The following is a 17,678-nucleotide window of genomic DNA, read 5'->3' as shown; positions in this document are numbered from 1 at the left end:
AAGCCATTGTGATTCGCGAGTTTCTGCGGAAAGTGACAATTTTATTCTTTTTACCCGGCTTCGCTTTGCGTGTTTTCACATTTCGTAACGCCGAGGAATATATGTCAGCCTGAACAGATCATCCATCCGGCACGCCATCGTGCTACCGAGGCAGGTAGACCCGGTCTCCCGCAAACAGCAGACTCGGATTGGCGATATGTTCCAAATTCAGCGCTACCGTCTCCGAGATGCTCTTTTCGTGGTGAATCGCTAGGCCGATGATGCTGTCCCTGTTCTGGACTATGACGGCGCTATAGCCCTGCTTCTCAAGCTCGGGGTTGAAACGCCCTGACTTGTCCTGAGCGCCTTCGGGATGCGCAGCGAGATAATCGGCGCGCACCCAGCCATGCAGTTCCTTTCCCTCAATGTCGAATACTCGCACCGGGGCCCATACGGTCCCGCCGCTATCCGTCTCGCGAGGGCCGGTTTCGCGTACCAGCGCATCCGGCTGCAGGACACCGAGGCGATCAGCATGCGCGTTCGGCGCCTCGCGCAGGCTGAGGCCGATTTCCGAAGTGATCGCAAATTGTGGCTCGTCCGGCTTTTTCGGCTCGCCCGTCGGAGGCGGCGTGTCGTCTGGTGTCGTCATATCGTCATCCGGGCTGGGCGTCTTGTCCGGCGCATCTGGATTGTTCCCGTCGGTGCTGGCGACTTTCCATGGCTGGCCGTCCAACGTGTCCCACGCGAAGAGGAACATGCCGACTCCGAAGGTTGCCCCCAACGCGAGGCGGTCTGCGATCGCCCAGCGCTTGTCGGACTTTGCTGCCGCGGCAATATCGGCCTCGGTACGTGGCAAAGATTGCCGGTTCAGCTTGTCCGCTCTGATGGCCGAGGCCCAGAATTCAGCACTGCCCAGGGTGAACAGTCCGCCGGAAATCCATCCGAGCGGCGAATGCAAATTCTGCGCGGCATAGGCGATCGAACCGCTGAGATAGGCGGCGTTGCCGACATGGTCGCCAAGCAGGCGCATCGCTGTGCGACCCGTGAAGGCCTGCATTGTCGACTTGGTGCCGTAGATCATATTGCCCAGCGTGAAGGTGCCGTTCACGAGCGGGTTTGATCCGCCCTGGATCAGCGGCACCGCAGATCCGGGCGAGGAGAGAATGAACGAAAGTCCGCTGGAGAGATTTAGCGCACGGCCAAGCTTCGTGTGCGATGCCGTTGCATTGGGTAAGATCGATTGTGCGCTGAAGACTACGCCGCGTAGCGCAAATGCCACGCCACTTGCTGTCGCAGTCCAATGCGGAGGCAGCGAACTCCACAGCACGTAGGACGAAGTCGCCATGGTGCCGAAGGTTTCAAGCGCCGCCTGGTGTTCTTTGACGCGCGAATAGACCAACGCGCCATCCACTAGATTCCGCTGATCCGGCGTCATCGTTCTCCCGTAGGCAGCCTTGAAAGCCGTCAACTGGTGCACCGAGAGCGCGTTGATCTGGTCCGTGTTCATCCATTCGAACTGGTCGATCGTGAACCTACGGAACTGACCGGGGCTCAACTCTTCAAACTGCTTCGGCGTCATGGCCTCGATCTGCGGTCGGGTCAGCGCTTCGATATGATTAACCGTGAACGCGCCCAACTGGTCGCGCGTCAACGCCGCGACCTGCTTGTCGGCCAACCACGACACCTGCTCCGGGCTGAGTTTAGCGACATCGATCGCGGCAATCCTCGTATCGGGAATGGCCCGCAACTGCTGTCTTGAGAACAGAGGCAGAGCACCATTCTCGCTCAGGATGCCAAACTGCGTCTTATCCAGCTTGGCGAATTGCCGCCCTTGCATCTGCGAAAGATGCGGTCCGAGGGTCTCCAACCGGCGTTGGTCAAGCCTTGCCAATTGATCGGGCGTGATCTTCAGACGCTGAGCGGGGGTGAGTTGCTGCAGTTGAACCGGCGAGAACGCGGCCACTTGGTCCGCATTCATGTTGGCGATCCGCCCGGGCGGGATGGCGGCGACGCGGCTCGGCCTGATCGCGTTGAACTGATCGGCGCCCAATGCCCGCAATTGGCTCGGCCGCAAGGCCGCAATCTGGTCGTAGGTCAGCAAAGCCATCTGGCCCGGCGTCAGGCCGCTTAACTGTTCGGGCTTGAGCTGTCCGATGTGCCGCGGTTCGATGGAGATAAGCTCGGCGCGAGACAGCTTGGCGATATCATCGGCCGACAAGGAGCGCACCTGCTTTGCGGCAGGCGCCTTGACCTCTGGCGGAAGAAGGGAGCCAAGCCGGATGGGCTGATGATCGCCTAGTGGAAAGAGGCTAATATTGCCGCTGCGTTCCGCATATCCGGCCAGGAATGTGTGCACGGCTGCCGCATCGTTGCGCCGCAGGAACGTGCCATCGACGATCTTGGAACCGGAGCCGCTCCAGAAGCTCTCGATCATCTCCTGCTGATCCGGACGCGCATTCTCGCCCAGATCGTCAAGGAAACGCTTCAGCGACGCCTTGGCGCCTTTCGGGATCATAAATGCCGAACCATCCCGGGAAGCCGCTGCACGCCCGAGCCATTCCGGCGCATGGAAGCTGTAAACCTCACCGTCTCCGCCACGGATTTCCATGGTCGTGTAGCGGTCCTTGGCGATCGAACGCGGTTCGCTTCGCGCAGGGCTCTTGTATTGTCCTCTTCCCTCGATGCTGACCGCAATAGGTCCGAGCGGCAGCATCCCTGTCGACAGCGAGACGGTTCGGCGCGTTGCTGGCGTCCCATACTGGCCATAGAGGTTTTCGTAGATGTTGCCGTCCGTCTGCATCGAGCGTGATTGTGGCGGCCGCCCGGAGTGCAAGCTGTCGGGAAGATGCGAGTTGCGCCACTCGTTCGCCTTACCCTTGATCTTGTAGCTCTTCGACGTCACGAACTTGTCAGGGTTGAAGGCGAGAAAGCCCGGCAGCCTGTTGCTGTCGTTGAATATGACGTCCACGAGCATGGCTTCGCGACTGTGAACGCGCCTGGTTTCGCCTGTCGGCAGCTTGATATGTTCGAAGGGCGCCTTGCCGGGTACGGCCGAGAGACGCATACCGCTCTTGATCGGACCTTCAGCGTACGAGATCGCCGTCGACGGGTCGATCTGCCCGGTTTCGACAAGCTCGTGGATGGTTGTGACGCCGTCTCCCCGGTTAAGTGCCTCGACGAGTTGTGCGGCTGCCTGCGGGTCCTTAACCGCGAACTGGACTTTCAGATTTGTGGAGCCCAGCGCCGCCTGTATCTGGTCGTAGGCCTCGCGAGAGACGACATCACCTGCTTTTAGCGTGTCCTTCGCTGGCGATTCCGGGCGCTTCTCGTAACCCATACGCGGAAGCTGATCGATGGCGTCGACATGGTTCGCCAGTACGGGCAGACGCAGACCGGCCTTGAACTCGCTCATCACCCGGTCGAACGGCAGCGTGTCCTCGATCCTGACATGGCCAGCCTCGTTGTCAGCCGGCACTCCGAAGAAATCGCGCTCACCGTCGTTGAGCGTGACGTTCTCGCCCTTGAGCGATGGCGAATACTCCATCTCGATCACGGTTGCGGCGTCGGACTCGCCGGGAGTTTTTCCTACAATGGCGGCGGCGCGCGGTTCGATTTCATATCCGGAACGGTTCGTGAAAATCGCGTTCTGCACGACCTTGAACAAGTCACCGGCGCGCACGGGAAACGCTGTCTGATTGGAGACCGGCCAAAGGCCTGCCTGAAGGCTGGTGATATTAAGGTATTCTCTTGCCCGCATGGACACGACGCCTTGCGTGCCAAGCGCGTCCTTCAACGGGATCAGACTCCCTTGGCTGATACTGTCGAGTATCGACCACCCAATCACGCCGAAGTCTGTCTTTGTGCCCACGCCAAAACCGACCGAACCGATCGTGGGCGATCCGGTACCCAGATATTCGCCGGTATTCATACGGACCCGGAACGTGAGGGAGAGCCGGAAGTCGGGCAGCTTCTCTCGCAGGGACTTTTGCGGCAACTGGGGCCCGTTTGGTCCGTAGCGTTCGGCCATCTCCCGGGCCGAATAGTATTCTGACTCGCGCTCGTAACGAGCCTGCATCTGTTCCGGCGAAAGCGGTTTACCGTCAGGAGATGCTTCCAGATAGGTCGCTGGAAACGGTGTCCGATCTTTGCCGCTTGTATACTGCAGCTTGCTCTGGTCCATACTGCCGCCATAAGGCAACTCAGACTGAGGAGCCCACGATCCGTCGGAGAATGGTTTGATCTCGCCGGCAGTCGGATTGAGGTCGACCGGGGAACTCGAGCCTTCGGGCAACCGCGGCACACTCCCATGCTTGGGTACGAAGATGGCGTCTGCGCTCGCCGGCTGGTCGCCGAAGATCACGGCACCGACCATCTGGCCGTCTTCGGCGCGAACCCGAACAATATCGGGATTGCTACGTCCGGCGATCGGTGTGAGGTCTGGCGTCGACCGTGTTGAACTTGACGGTCCGCTATTTTCGCCAGGAATGATGATGGCATCCGGTTCGAGCACTGGCACTTGCTGAGCGGGTGCCTCAGGTGGATTTGCGGTTCCGCGGCCGGGCCGGTAGCTCGCGATGGTCCTCACCCCCGCACCGGTACCCATCACGCCGGTTCCCAGACCGAGCACGCTGTTCGCCAGCTCAAGTCCGGACATGTCGCCGCCATGCATCGCAAGGTCGACACCTGATTGCACGACAAGTGGCGCGCCGATCGTCATGGCGGTGGCGTCCAGCCCGTGGGCGGCCATGTTCAGCCCGCCTGCCGTGCGGGTATAGTTGGCGACTTGCGTGGCATAGGGCGACACGTTGTAGGCGAATTCTCGTCCGGCAAGCGTGACAGTGCCGGATTTCGTCGGCAGCGCGCCGATACTGCCTGGTAACGCGCGGCTGGCCGGAATGCCGGCGCGCACCATCCCGATGCTGCGCAGGGCACTGCCGCCGAGGGGCAGCGCCGTGGCCGCGATCATCCCCATATTCATCAGCGACTCGCGATCGCCCCATTCGCCGCCATGGTTCAGATAATCGGCCTGCTTGAAGGCCGTCCGACCGGCGAGATACATGCCGCTGCCGATCGCGATCGGGGCAGCGACCGGCGCCAGCGGCGTAAAGGACAGGACCGTCGCAACACCACCGACAATGCCGACAACGGGATCGACCACCTTGTCCCAGTTCGAGACGTTGCGTGCGTGGACGACTTCCAGCGAGATCCTGCCGTCAGCGCCGGGATTCATCTCCAGATCCTTCGGCACGATCAGTTTGCCATGCTCGGAGAACTGGCGGTTGTTGTCCTGGAAGTCGCCGAGGTCGTCGAATTTCTGGCCTGCAGCGTCGATGTATTTCGTGCCGTCGTCGGTCTTCACCGCATAAAGTGCGGTTTGATGCGCAGCCCTGCCTTCCTCGGAATAGAAGATAGGCACGACCCGGACCTCTGCATTCTCGCCGCCCGTTTCGTAAATCTCGTCGATGATCTTCTGCCGCGCCTCGCGACCATCCTCGGTGCTCGGATCGATGCCGGCGGTCCGTTCGATGGTCTGAGCCAGGTCGGTGTCGCTCAGCGCCTGGAAATCGTTGTTGAATCCCGAATCCAGCAGGTTTTGGTATCGCGACTGGTAGATCCCATCGAGCGCGCCCTGCTGGTCGCGTTCGAGATATTCCGCTTCTGTCGTGCCTGTCGTCAGGAGATCCGGATTTCTCAGTCGCATTTCATTGTAAGCGATGCTGTTGTCGAGCATGCTTTTGGTTTGTGTTAGCTGGCTCCTTTGCATCTCGGCATCCGCCAACCTTACGCCTGCCAGAGCCAATTGAGGGTTCACCCAGCCACGCAACTGGGATGTAGTTCCATCAGGGGACGGGATCTCGATATCTGCGTAGACCGCCTTGTTGCTTCCCGTCAGGGCAGCAGCGCCTTGCGACTTGAATTTCTCCGCAACATCCGGTGCGACCCGAATGGTCTGCCCGCCGACCGTGATCGACACGGGCGTCTCGCCCTGCGCCAGCGTGCCTTCCGGCGCCGCGGTCGTTCCGGTTCCATGTGTCTGCACCAGCTTGTCGAAATCGGTCCGAAGGCTGGGCAACTGCTTGTCGATCGCTACGATATTTTCCGTGATGCCACTGTTGATCAGTTGGTTCACCTTGAGCGACGCAATTTCGACGTCGGCCTTTGCGGCCGACAGAGGTGAAGCGACGCATGCGTTAGCCTCGCTAGCCGGACCAGCCAGATCGGCCCACTCCCGATTGACGGGCCGGTTGCGCATCTCCTGGGTGTAGTTCCCGTCATTCGGGTTCACCGCCAGAGCCACCTCGAGGACGTGGCCGTCCTCGCCGGTGAAAACATCGTTTTCATAGTGGTTGCGCAGAATCAGCCGACCGTCCTTGATGACAACCTCGCTGTCGATCAGTTTGCCCGTGTGCTCCCCGGCCGCGTTTCGATAGCCGTCCGGGTCGAAATGATGGGGCATTGTCTGACGGTAATCGGCGATGGCCCGAGACTTGATGTCCTCAATCTTCAACCCCAGGGCGGCGTCGGTATGAACCGCGTCGAAATAGGTGTTGTAGGCCTCGCTCATCCGCAATTGCTGCGCGGCGCTTATGGACTGGAGCGCAGTCTCGGGAGCGACCCAACGCCATTCCCTGCCTTCCGTCCCGTCCGGTCGCGTGACATCAACCTGAACGCGAATCGGTTTGCCGCCATTCGACAGCGCCGTGATGTCCCCCGAACTGTCATAGGCTCGAGCCATTTCGGGGGCGACCTGCAGCTTTTGCCCACCAATCTCGATCTCGACCGGCTGGGCATTCTGCGGCAGTGTGCCGGGCGGCGCCTCGATTGCTCCGGTGATGCTGACGTTGAAGTCGATTGTCGCCTTGTCGCCAGCCTTGGTTTTCAGGTCGACATCGGAGAATAGCTTGTTGACCTCCGCTCTCGCCTGTTTCCCTTTGGCGACTTCGGCTTCGTAATTGTAGTTGGATCCGGCTGCGGTGATGACTGGCGTCCTCCCATCCGGATAGAATGGCATTGCCGCCTGTTTGTTGATCGCTTGGTCGAGCGAGGTCACGGCCTGCTCGTAGTGTTGGCGTGCGTCGGCGGCCTGGCCGTGCGCATTGTGTGCCAAGGTCTGAGTACGCTGCGTGTCGGCGAGCGTGCCCCGTGTCGTTGCCGGATTCCATTGCAGACCATGAGGCGCCAAAGCCTCGTTGACCTGCGTCCGCAGTTCCTTCATCGTGCCGTCGAAGGCAGGCGTCTTGACGTAGACTTGGAGATCGGCCTCGTTGGCAGTGATCAGCGAGTTTGTCTCGACGAGCCTGGAGTTCGCGGCCGATTCGGCCAAAGTCGCCTTGGCGACTTCCGGATGCACCCAGGTCCAGGCGCCGTTGACGTTGATCGGCACCCATTTGACGGACCGGTCGCCGTTCAGTTGCCCGGACGATCCTTGCGGCGGCGCGCCAATCGGGTCGATGACCTTGCCATCCGGATTGAGCGTAGGTTGCGTGGGCCTGCCGGTGCCGTATTTGCGTTCAGCTTCTATTCTGCTCTGCGTTGCTGCCGTTGCCTGGCGCTCGATTTCAGGCAGGCGGTCCTGGGCGAGTTGGCTTTCCGCGAATGCCTTCGTCGCAAGTCCTTGCCTGGCAATCGCGGGATCCTTGCTGTTGGGTGTCGCCTCCATCAGCATCGTCGCGAAGGCATCCTGTAAGGAGCCTGGCTTGATCGCCTGCTGGTCGCCATTGCTGGAGTTGGTCAGCGTCTTCTTACCATCCGGCGCTGTCGTCAGCCGATAGCCGTTGAAGGTGACGGTCGTCGTTTTCTCTTCCTTGCCGTTCGCGGCCCTGACGGTGACGATCTCGGTCTTGCGGCCATCCTCGTCAATTCGGGTGTCGGTTGTCGAATTCGACTTGGGATCGACCTCTCGCGTTGTCAGCGCGCCGGTCTCGGCGTTTCTTTCGGTATGCGTTGTCACGCCGTTACCGTCGACGGAATCGCTGGTGCTGTTGCCGTTCGGCTTGGTGAAAGTCACGCCGGTCGAGTCATGGTCGTAGTCGCGGGTATAGGTAGTCGTCTGCCCGCTCTGCGGCTCAGTCACCTCGACGACATGCCCCACGCTGGTTTGCGTCTCCTTGACCGTCATGCCGGCCGCCTGCATGCCCGCCACGACCTGATCGCGGCTGATGCCACGCGTCTCGGCAATGTCGTCAAGGCTGCGCCCTTCGGCCAATTCTTTCTCGATGGATGGAATGCTCTGGTCGCCGCCGACCGGACGCATGTTCTCTGCAGCCACCGGCCCGATGAAGTTCTGCAGATGAGGCGGACGCACGAGATGCGAAGTCTGGTCCGGCCTGCCGGGAGCAGATTGCCAGGGCGCGAGTTCCACCTTCCTGCCATCCGGGCCAGTCACAACGACGTTGGATGTTTCATCCCGAAAGACTGTGGCTTTGACCTCGGCTCCATTACCATGGCTCGTCTCGACGACCGTATTGCCCGTATCGAGATCGTCGATCCGCGTCCTTGTGTTCGTTCCCGTCTGAGCGTTGTGCGTTTGCTCCACCTTCCAGCCCAATTCGTCGCGAACCGGATTGGCCACCGGCGCCGAATGCGGGTTGTTCTGGACTGTCGTGTAATAGGTTCCCTGCTGAAAGTCGTAGTGCTCCGTGACGGTTCGGCCCTGCGCGTCGTTGATGACGGTGGTGCGCACATCGCCATTGTCGCTGGTCGGAGGGGTCACGACCGGCGCATTGCCCCCGGCCAGTGCCGCGATCACTGCTTCGCGGGTCATGCCGCGCTCTTGGGCGACCTGCTCGGTGCTCTTGCCGGCGGCCAGATCGTTGAATATCCCTTCCGAAAGGCCCGCGGGTTGCAGTAGCGGCGTAAACTTTGGCTGCACGAGGGCCGGCTGGGCGAGCGGCTCGTTTCGAGGGAGGAACGGCGTGACCTTTGGCGGCTCTGCCGGCCTGGGTTGCGGCGGAGGCGGGGGAGGGGCCGAATTCGGTATTCCGAGCTTCGCCAGATCTTCCGGCGATCCGTAAAACCTTCCGGCTCGATACGTCACCCGGCCAGCGGCATCGACGATCTGCGCCATTCCTAGCCTCCGAGTTCCATTCCGCCGGCAGCCGACACGAGACGCCGACAAACCGCTGGCTCAGTTCGGGCTACGGCCGTCGCGGCGGGGACCGCATTTGCAATCGCCTGGGGGAATCGGAACGACACAATCGCCATGGTCCTCTCCCGTTGGATGGGGTCGAGGCTCTGCGAACCAGCAAGACCCATACCGCGAACGGCTACTTCCTTGCGGACATCCTACGGATGCGTCTTCCGACCGCAAAATCCAGTTGGTTCATGAATGCGGAAAGGAACCGGGTTCCTCACAACAGATCGAGCAGGCGCAGATGCCGTACGACAACCGGAAAGGTATCGGGCTTGATATACTCGCCGGCTCTCGAGCCCTTGAAGAGCGCGTCAAGCAACTCGCGATCCTCGATGACCGGTATGCCGTGACGCCTGGCCTCGGCCGCGATCGTCAGCCCGGCCTTTCCTGACCCCTTGGCGGTAACAACAGGAATGGGCGTTTCGCCCTTGACATAGCGCAGTCCTACGGCCCGGTCGGCCAGAACCGCGACAAAGGACGACTCGTTGCCCCCAAACTTCTTCGGCGCTGATAGCGTTTCGCGACGCAAGCGCTGGAATTCGCGCTGTATCAACGGGTCGCCTTCGACGTCCTTGTGCTCGCGCCTGTGCTCCGTCGTGGACATGCGCATGTCGCGCATGAACAACAGACGCTGGATGGGAAGATCGGCAAGACCGATGACGATGAAGGCTATGGCGGCGGCAAATCCAAGCGGCGTGACGATACCGAGGATGATGGGAACGAGGCAGGTGTCGCCGCAGCCTGGAGCCTCGACTATCGGTCTTAGCCAGGCCAGCAGGATGATGACGAAGAGAACGGACAGCAGCAGCAGTTTCACCAATCCCTTGGCGAGCTCGACGACGTTGCGCATCGAGACGATCCGCTGCAAGCCCTTTACCGGATTGATGTTATCGAATTTCGGCTTGATCGGTTCGCCGGAGAACACCGGTCCACCCATGACGATGACCGCAGAAAGGACGGTCACGACGACAACAACAATCGCCAACGGCAGCAGCGTCAGCAGGACAGCCCAACCGAATTCCTTGCTGACGCGTCCTATCCCCGCCTCGAATGGCTGCGTCGTCGCTTCGATGACAACGTCAAGCAGCCTGTCCACACGCGCAGCTATGTCGGGCCACGCGATATTGAGATAGGCAAGCGCGGAAAGCAGCGCGATCGCCGAAACGAGATCGTGACTGTGCCAGGCCTGACCCTTCTGGCGGGCATCCCGCAGCTTCTTTTCGGATGCTGGAAGGCGTTTTTCCTCGGCTTCTTCGGACAACGTCGCTTCTCGCCAGCTTCAACCCGAAGACGTTCAGCCCTAATTGCCGGTTTCGGACTGGCCTTGATTATTGGCGCCGCCCATCGCGTCTTCCTCCTCGCCGTAAAGGTAGCGCTTGGCAGCACGCACTCCGGGTGCACCGCGTGCCGGTCCCATCCGCCGACCCTCGACAAGGTCACGTTGGCTTTCGGCCATGCGCTGGAGATTGTAGGCGTTCGCGCAGCCCGGCGGCAGATGCGGTCCGAGCGGCGGCGAGATCGTTTGCGACGTGCTGGCAAGCGAGGGGTCGGTATCGGCAGGTTCGCCAAGGCAGGAATCGGGCGCGAGTATCGACCCATTGGCGCTTTTTGCGGAATCGCCGCCGGTCGAAACATAGCTGTAGCCTGGCGAGTAATCGGGCTGCGGCTCGGTCTGGCAGCCGGCGACGCCAAGACTAAGCAGGACGATCAGGGGCAAGGAATGGCGCGGCATGATCATCTTCACTTACTTCACGATCAGCCCGGTGTTGCGCAACTTCGGCCCGGCCTTGCGCTTCTTGGCCGGTCGGTCGATCGGCGTTGCCAGATCATGGCGTACCGGCTCCACGAGATAGGGTGTGATCAGCACCACCAGTTCTGTCTCCTCCTTGCGAAAACGCTCGGACCGGAAAAGTGCGCCCAGCACCGGAATGTCCCCAGCCACTGGCACCTTATCCAGGTCGCGTGAGAAGGTCTGCTGAAATAGCCCAGCGATTGCAAAGGTTTGCCCGCTTGCAACCTCGACGGTCGTGTCGACCCTGCGCACGACGAAGCTCGGTAAGTTGAAGCCACCGACCGTGAGCGACGTGCCGCTAACCGAGGGTGTGCTGACCTCCGGCTTGACATGCAGGCCGATACGATTGTTCCCGATGATCGTGGGGGTAAAATTCAGCGACACACCGAAGGGCTTGTACTCGGCGGTGACCGTATCCTGGCTTTGCGGGATCGGAATAGGTATCTCGCCACCGGCGAGGAAGCTCGCTGTCTGCCCGGTCGCGGCGGTCAGGTTAGGCTCGGCGAGGATCTTGAGGACGCCGTTCTTCTTCAGCGCATCGATCACCACCTCGAAATTGAAGCCGGTGTCGTGAGCAAGGCCGGCCTTGAAATTGCCTCCGGCGCTGTCCGGGAAGGCATTGTTCTGAAGCATGCCGAATTCGAAGCCGCTCGACTGGTAACCGATCGTCCAGTCGATACCATAGGATTGCAGTTCGCTGCGCGAGACCTCGGCGAAGCGAACCCGGATATTGACCTGCTGCGAGCCTTGGATTGTCGTGTCATTCAGCGGTTCCTGATCCGGTGGCGAGAAGGTGCGGGCGACGCTGTCAACGTCGACAGCCTCGTCCATGTTGGCTGCGTGGCCCATGGCAACGATGCGGGTACCGAAAATCGCCAGCTCCGTTGTTCCGGTGGAATTAAGCTCTCGGTTCGCTTCGTTGGCCGGAGCCGCATCCATGGTCACGCGGAGCAGCGCTGTCGCCTCGACCTTCTTGTCGCCGGTGAGCGCGATGAGATTTGTGACGCCTGGCTTCAGGCCGTAAACGTAGACAATGTCGCCGGTGACCACCTGCAGGTCGGCGATCGTCGTGTCCGCGATCAGCACTGCCTCGACCGGTATATTGAAACGAAGCAGGTGCCCCTGACCGACCGCGACATTGACCACAGAGTTGGCTGGGAGACCTTCTGTGCTCCCCTCGGCCGAGGCGCTGGACGCGACAAAGCATGCCATCAGGATGACCAGCATCATGGAAAGCCAATGCGTGCGGCAATCTGTTGCCGGGCATACGGCTGTCGTGTTTGGAAGGTCGATCATCAAGTCCCTCGGCAGATTGCATTTCAGCCGCGCCCCGTTTCCCGGATTGCGGCATGTTCACGTCCCCTGGCCGGCATTCGCCATTGCCGGCAGCGACCGCGGTCCTGGAAAATTCCCGGCGGCCTCCTGCGTCCCTCCAATCATCGCGAGCGGCTGCACGTTGAATTCCGGGGCGAGTTCCTGATAGGCCAGAACGGGAAGGAGAATGCCGTTATGCGCCAGCAGGCTGCGGACGTGGCGGCGAACGTCACCGGATGCGAGCACTACGGGGAGGGCGCCGGCTTCGGTCTTGGCCTGCGCCTTCTGAAGCTGCGCCACTAGCATCTGGATCTGCCCCCCCGTCGGATTGAAATGCGTGCCGGAAGGCGACGGCTGAATCGAATTTCTGATGGCGTCTTCCGCCGGCCTCTGCAGAACAAAGGCCGGGATCACATTGTCCTGGTTCGCGACCCGAAAGCTGATCTGGCGCCTGAGTGCTGCTCGCACCTGCTCGGTAAGCAGCACGACATCCTGCTCGCGTTGCCCTGAATCGACGATCGCCTCCAGAATGAGACGGATATTGCGCACCGGGACATTCTCGGACACCAGCCGGCGCAGTAGGTCGGCGATCTTCTGCAGCGGCAATGTTTCCTGTGCCTGACGGACCAGATCGCTATATTCAGCCTCTGCCTCGGTCAGCAGCTTGCGGGTTTCCTGGATGCCCACGAAATGGCTGGCATATTGGCGTAGCGAATAGGCGAGCCAGCGGCCGATAATGTCGAGTGGCGGCAGCACTTCGATATCGGCACGCGTGAGGCTTGCTGCGTCCGCTACATCGACCCATAGGGACTTTCTGGTTCCGGCAACGCCCGGCCCTTCATCTACGCTGACGTCCGCGAGGTCGACGTGTTCGGGAGCTTCATCGACAAGGAGCTTTCCGGCAGGGATTTCCGCTTCCAGGATCGGCGCCCCCTCCAGGTCGATGCGAAGGCGGCGCGCAGGCAAGACATCGTCCACGATGCGTTCGGCTGCGGGAATCTCGATGCCCAGATCGCTGAATATCTCGCGTCTGACATTGCTGACGCGCCTTTCGAGCTCGGCATCGGGCACGTCGCTCGCCAGGCCCAGGCCTAGTCGTATCGCCAGCGGTGAAGTCGACAGCAAGGCGATCGCAGCTTCCTGCGGCTTTGCCTCAGATCGCTGCAGCGTCACGGACTTGCTGCCCGCTTCTCCAATCCGCTGTTCGAGCGATGCTTCGGGCAACTGACTGCGGCTGCGGGCGAAGTAGGCTGCGGCGGCGCAGGAAAGGGCAAGCCCTGCAAAGATGATGGTGGGGAACCCGGGCACGAAGCCGAGTGCCAACATGATGACGGCAGCTAGGCCAAGGGCCCGCGCATTGCCCGTCAGTTGCGACATGACCTGGCTGCCGAGACCCCCTTCGCCCTCGTCGCCGGAAACCCGTGTCACCATCACGCCTGCCGAGACTGCGACAAGCAGAGCCGGAATCTGCGCCACCAGCCCGTCGCCAACCGAAAGCAACGTATAGGTGGTGGCAGCCTCACTCGCGCTCATTCCGTGCTGCGTCATGCCGACGGTGAAGCCGCCGACGAGATTGACGAGGATGATGATGATGCCGGCCATGACGTCGCCCTTGACGAACTTCATGGCGCCGTCCATCGCGCCATAGAGCTGGCTCTCGCGCTCGAGTTGCTGGCGCAGGTGGTGCGCCTGGGCCCGGTCTATGTCGCCGTTGCGCAATTCGGCATCGATACTCATCTGCTTGCCCGGCAACGCGTCCAGGGTGAAGCGCGCCGCCACCTCGGCTACACGCTCGGAGCCTTTGGCGATAACGACGAACTGGGCGATGGTGATGATCAGGAACACGATCAGACCAACTGCGATCGACCCCCCGACAACGAATTCGCCGAATGTCGTGACGATCTCGCCCGCATCGGCCTGCAGCAGGATGAGTCGGGTGGTGGTGATGGTGATCGCCAATCTGAAAAGCGTGGCAACCAGGATCACCGAAGGCATCGCCGAGAACTGCAACGGACTCTCGGCGTAGAGCGCTACGATCAGGATCAACATGCTGAAGGCGATGTTGGTGGTGATCAGGATGTCGACCAGGAAGGTCGGCAGCGGGATCAGCATCATCGCGACGGCGACGAGCATCAATACGGCGATTGCCAGGTCGCCGCGCCCGGACACCTTCACGAGAAAAGGCAGCAAACGCTCAAGCATGGCTGTCCAGCATCTAGTTATTGTCGAGGAACCGGCGGAAGGATTGCCGCGCCTCGCCGGGACGTCCGGCCGCCAGCAATGCGCGACTTTTCAGCAGCATGAGCCCCGGATGATCCGCGCCGTCGATCGTCTCAAGCTTTCCGATCGCGGCGAGAGCCTTCTCCGTCTCGCCGTCAAGAATGAGCAGATGCGCGAGCGTGCGCAGCACGCCAGCGTCGTCCGGCGCCAGTTGCGCGGCAATAAGGAGATATGCGGCGCCACGCTTGGCCTGACCGTGGCGGCCATAAAGATATCCCAGCATATGCATCAATTGCACGGTGTCGCGCACGCCGTTCAGATGTCGGTCCTTCCATGCAACTTCTCGAGTATCTCGAGATGCCGGTCGATCTCGTCGCGCATGAGCGTCTCTGCCATCGAACGCAACTGTTCGCCGCCCCCAAGGCGCGGGAGTAACTCGCTGATGCAATCCTCCAGGATGGAGGTCGCGCGTCGCAGTATGGCCGGATCGGGGACACGCGGGCGCACATACTGCACCAACACATCGTTAATCGAAGTGCCGGAAGGACCGGGTTCGAACAAGAGAGCGCCGCTCTCGATGCCCCAGGCTTCCCTCGACCCGCCTGCATGGTTCGTCTTTTGCTCCACCGCGTCGAACCGTCGGCGCTCGACCTGTTGGCCACGAGGGGCTCCCGTTCGCGCATGCGGCGAAACCGCATCCACGCTGGAGACGTCAAGTCGTGAGCCTTCGATGCGGCGGCTCATGGGTACCTCAGGGAAATGGTCGCGCCATTCTTGACGAGAATCAGCGCGTCTCCCCCGATCTGCTTGACCGACCACCCGTTTTCGATGAACGCGCCTTCGTGATAACGGGCACCGTCGGCCGTGATGATGTAGGGCCGGTTGCCATACCAGATTGCCTGAAGGGCCAGCCGCGGCGCGGTTTCGGCGCCGGCGACCACCACATCCGACGAGAGCATGAACTTGGCGCCATGCGTCTGGTCGAACCAGGCCTGCACGTTCGTCCATGCCTGGCTCCGATCTTTTGGCACCGTTCCGGACACGCTGATACGGCCGTCGTCGACGTGTATATCCAGCGGTCCGATGCCAGCTTCTTCGATCTTCCGCGCCAGATCTCGCGTTGCCGCGGCGACTGAAGCTCCGTATCCGATGGCAGCCGAAGCTTCAGTGACGGTTGCCGGATGGGGTGCCGCCAAGGTTTCCGGAACATGCCTGGCACCCGCTATGGATAGCTGGTTAGCGGCTACAGAAAGGATGAAAACGCCGACGAGGCCAACGAGAGTCAACGCCAAGGTGCGCGAAAGAAATGGGCGCTCCTCCGCGCCTTGCTGCTGATGCCCTATCCGCACCGTGGCGCCTCCGATGCGCGCATTGAGCGGCAGCCGGCATTTCTGGCCGTGTCCCTGTGGCACCACGCCCCTTTCAAGCAGCACATCGCCGCCATAGGCTTCAATCTCGATTGATGAGCCACTGAGGCGCAGCCGCGCATGGCTGGGCGCCACGCCTTCGTCTCTCAGCACTATGTCGGACTCGACACTCGAGCCGATCGAATGGGACTCGCCGTGGAGCGCAAGCTGCGCGCCTGTGTGAAGTCCGTCGGTTACCTCCATCAGGATGCCGGAGGTCGCGACCGGCGCAAATGCTGCCCGCGCCATGCTCAGCGCATTGCGCGTTCCGAGGCCCGGTTCATCGCCCATCTTCGCCCCCTTAGCAGATGCACAAGTCGCTTCGAGAGGATGCGCGACCAGCTATCGCGCACCCAGATCGTCTGCGCCGCTCGAAATTTGCGCGACGCCGACTTGTCAAAATGGCCGTTAGGACTTCTGGGCGGCGCTGCCCATATCCTTGGACGTGCCCATCTGGAACTCATGCTCCATCTTGTGGGTGTCCTTTTTCACCTCAAGCGCGAACATGCGTTCCTGCTGCGCAATCATCTTGTCGAGCATCGCTTCGGGGTTGCTGCTTCCTACGGAAGGGACCGTCGCCATGGTTGGACTCCTCGTTGGGATTAGGTCGGATCAATGCAGATCGCCGACGCTCCGTTCGACGCCTACGCACAAACCTTACGGAAGAGTTTTGGGGAGACGAAATCCATTTGGTTTGCGACATCACGCCAGACATTGGAAATGCTTAGTCAGCGATTTCGCACGGCTTGGCAGTTCGGACACGAAAGGCTCTCAAGCAGCCCGCCCGCGTCGCGCAGAAACGACATTTCCTGGCCCATATAGTTGATGAGGAAAGCCGCATAGACGACGAGCAGCAGGCTGAAGACGAGCGTCTTGACCACTAACGACATGGCGAAAACGTTCAGGTGGGGCGCGGCTTTCGCCACGAAGCCGAGCAGCACGTCCGACAGCAAAAGACCAACGACGATCGGAAAACTCAGGACCAGTGCCATGGTGAGGACACGCGTTACTAGGTCGAGGAAGATACCCACCGATTCGGCACTGAAGACCGGCAAAAGGCTCTCGATAGGCCACAGCCTGTAGCTGTCGAATACCGTCGTCAGCATAAATTGAAGTCCGCCGGCGGCGAGGAACAGCGCGATCAAAGTAATGGTGAAGAGCGTGCCGGTAGCGCTTGTCTCATGCGTCATCATCGGGTCGATCAGGGACCCCATGGTCGAGCCGCGCTGGAGATCGACAATGTCGCCGGCGGCTTCGGCCGCCCAGAACGGCACGCCGAGCACGAGGCCCAGCACCGCGCCGACAAGCATCTCCTTCACGCCAAGGATGATGAACGTGGCCACAGTGAAATCGACGCCGCGCAGTGCCTCTGTCAACGCCGGATAGAGTGGGATCGCGAAAGCGATGGCGACCCCGTTTCGCAACAGGCCGGTCAACCGCAAGCGGGAGAACAGCGGCAGGACGAGGATGAAGCCCAGCATGCGCGCGACAGCGAATCCCGCCGCAAGGATGTAGAACTCGGCCTCCTGCAACCAGCCCAGATACGATCCCATTCCACTAGCGCGTCGTGACCGGAAACTCGTCGAAAACCGCGGTCGCCTGTTCCACGATCTGATGAGCCATGAAGGGCCCAGTGATCAGGATGACCACCAACACGACGACGAGCTTGATCGTCTGCGGCAGCGATTGATCCTGGATCTGGGTCAGGGCCTGGATCAGGCCAATCAACAGGCCGGTCACCAGCGAAACGATGATCGCCGGCGCTGACATGAGCAGCACGATCATAAACGCCTCTTGGACCTTTGCGAGTATGACGTCGCTGTTCATTCTTCTG

General features: G+C 61.1%; 11 protein-coding genes. All 11 read right to left on the bottom strand.

Features of this window, described 5'->3' with window-relative positions; translation table 11 throughout:
• Window positions 1-142 precede the first annotated feature (142 nt).
• The 11 genes from HUI96_RS00900 to HUI96_RS00850 all read right to left on the bottom strand — a co-directional run bounded on the left by HUI96_RS00900 (window position 143) and on the right by HUI96_RS00850 (window position 17,671).
• Window positions 143-9,046, bottom strand: a complete 8,904-nt coding sequence (locus HUI96_RS00900; RefSeq protein ID WP_188252745.1) for a hypothetical protein — start codon at window positions 9,044-9,046, stop codon at window positions 143-145.
• A 283-nt stretch (window positions 9,047-9,329) separates the two neighbouring features.
• Window positions 9,330-10,373 (bottom strand): EscU/YscU/HrcU family type III secretion system export apparatus switch protein, encoded by a 1,044-nt coding sequence (locus tag HUI96_RS00895; RefSeq protein ID WP_188252744.1) that lies wholly within the window; start codon window positions 10,371-10,373, stop codon window positions 9,330-9,332.
• 39 nt (window positions 10,374-10,412) lie between these two features.
• Window positions 10,413-10,844 carry a hypothetical protein gene (locus HUI96_RS00890; RefSeq protein ID WP_237683899.1) on the bottom strand — a complete coding sequence of 144 codons (432 nt, stop codon included), beginning with the start codon at window positions 10,842-10,844 and terminating at the stop codon, window positions 10,413-10,415.
• 12 nt (window positions 10,845-10,856) lie between these two features.
• A complete protein-coding gene (locus HUI96_RS00885; protein ID WP_188252743.1) occupies window positions 10,857-12,200 on the bottom strand; it encodes a type II and III secretion system protein family protein in 1,344 nt (447 codons plus the stop codon).
• Between the two features lie 57 nt (window positions 12,201-12,257).
• Window positions 12,258-14,420, bottom strand: a complete 2,163-nt coding sequence (gene sctV / locus HUI96_RS00880) for a type III secretion system export apparatus subunit SctV (protein WP_188252742.1) — start codon at window positions 14,418-14,420, stop codon at window positions 12,258-12,260.
• 13 nt (window positions 14,421-14,433) lie between these two features.
• On the bottom strand, window positions 14,434-14,748 hold the full coding sequence (locus HUI96_RS00875; protein ID WP_188252741.1) for a hypothetical protein: 315 nt from the start codon (window positions 14,746-14,748) through the stop codon (window positions 14,434-14,436).
• A gap of 5 nt (window positions 14,749-14,753) precedes the next feature.
• Window positions 14,754-15,182, bottom strand: coding sequence for a hypothetical protein (locus tag HUI96_RS00870; RefSeq protein WP_188252740.1), 429 nt, complete (start codon window positions 15,180-15,182; stop codon window positions 14,754-14,756).
• On the bottom strand, window positions 15,179-16,135 hold the full coding sequence (locus HUI96_RS00865) for a SctD/MshK family protein (RefSeq protein WP_188252739.1): 957 nt from the start codon (window positions 16,133-16,135) through the stop codon (window positions 15,179-15,181). Before HUI96_RS00865 ends, HUI96_RS00870 begins: the two co-directional genes overlap by 4 nt.
• A gap of 117 nt (window positions 16,136-16,252) precedes the next feature.
• Window positions 16,253-16,426 (bottom strand): hypothetical protein, encoded by a 174-nt coding sequence (locus HUI96_RS00860; RefSeq protein WP_188252738.1) that lies wholly within the window; start codon window positions 16,424-16,426, stop codon window positions 16,253-16,255.
• A gap of 146 nt (window positions 16,427-16,572) precedes the next feature.
• A complete protein-coding gene (gene sctT, locus HUI96_RS00855; protein ID WP_188252737.1) occupies window positions 16,573-17,397 on the bottom strand; it encodes a type III secretion system export apparatus subunit SctT in 825 nt (274 codons plus the stop codon).
• Between the two features lie 4 nt (window positions 17,398-17,401).
• Complete coding sequence (locus tag HUI96_RS00850) at window positions 17,402-17,671, bottom strand: EscS/YscS/HrcS family type III secretion system export apparatus protein (RefSeq protein ID WP_188252736.1); 270 nt, start codon at window positions 17,669-17,671, stop codon at window positions 17,402-17,404.
• Window positions 17,672-17,678: the final 7 nt, after the last annotated feature.

Source organism: Pseudaminobacter soli (ex Zhang et al. 2022), assembly GCF_014595955.1.
GTDB lineage: Bacteria > Pseudomonadota > Alphaproteobacteria > Rhizobiales > Rhizobiaceae > Kumtagia > Kumtagia pseudosoli.
The sequence above is the reverse complement of the archived record's forward strand: the minus strand, read 5'-3'. Positions and strand labels throughout refer to the sequence as shown.

Excerpts from the sequence above, each read along its gene's own strand:
- HUI96_RS00900 (WP_188252745.1), bottom strand. The coding sequence starts at position 9,046 with ATGGCGCAGATCGTCGATGCCGCTGGCCGGGTGACGTATCGAGCCGGA.
- HUI96_RS00890 (WP_237683899.1), bottom strand. The coding sequence starts at position 10,844 with ATGCCGCGCCATTCCTTGCCCCTGATCGTCCTGCTTAGTCTTGGCGTC.
- HUI96_RS00885 (WP_188252743.1), bottom strand. The coding sequence starts at position 12,200 with ATGATCGACCTTCCAAACACGACAGCCGTATGCCCGGCAACAGATTGC.
- sctV (WP_188252742.1), bottom strand. The coding sequence starts at position 14,420 with ATGCTTGAGCGTTTGCTGCCTTTTCTCGTGAAGGTGTCCGGGCGCGGC.
- HUI96_RS00870 (WP_188252740.1), bottom strand. The coding sequence starts at position 15,182 with ATGAGCCGCCGCATCGAAGGCTCACGACTTGACGTCTCCAGCGTGGAT.
- HUI96_RS00865 (WP_188252739.1), bottom strand. The coding sequence starts at position 16,135 with ATGGGCGATGAACCGGGCCTCGGAACGCGCAATGCGCTGAGCATGGCG.
- HUI96_RS00860 (WP_188252738.1), bottom strand. The coding sequence starts at position 16,426 with ATGGCGACGGTCCCTTCCGTAGGAAGCAGCAACCCCGAAGCGATGCTC.
- sctT (WP_188252737.1), bottom strand. The coding sequence starts at position 17,397 with ATGGGATCGTATCTGGGCTGGTTGCAGGAGGCCGAGTTCTACATCCTT.
- HUI96_RS00850 (WP_188252736.1), bottom strand. The coding sequence starts at position 17,671 with ATGAACAGCGACGTCATACTCGCAAAGGTCCAAGAGGCGTTTATGATC.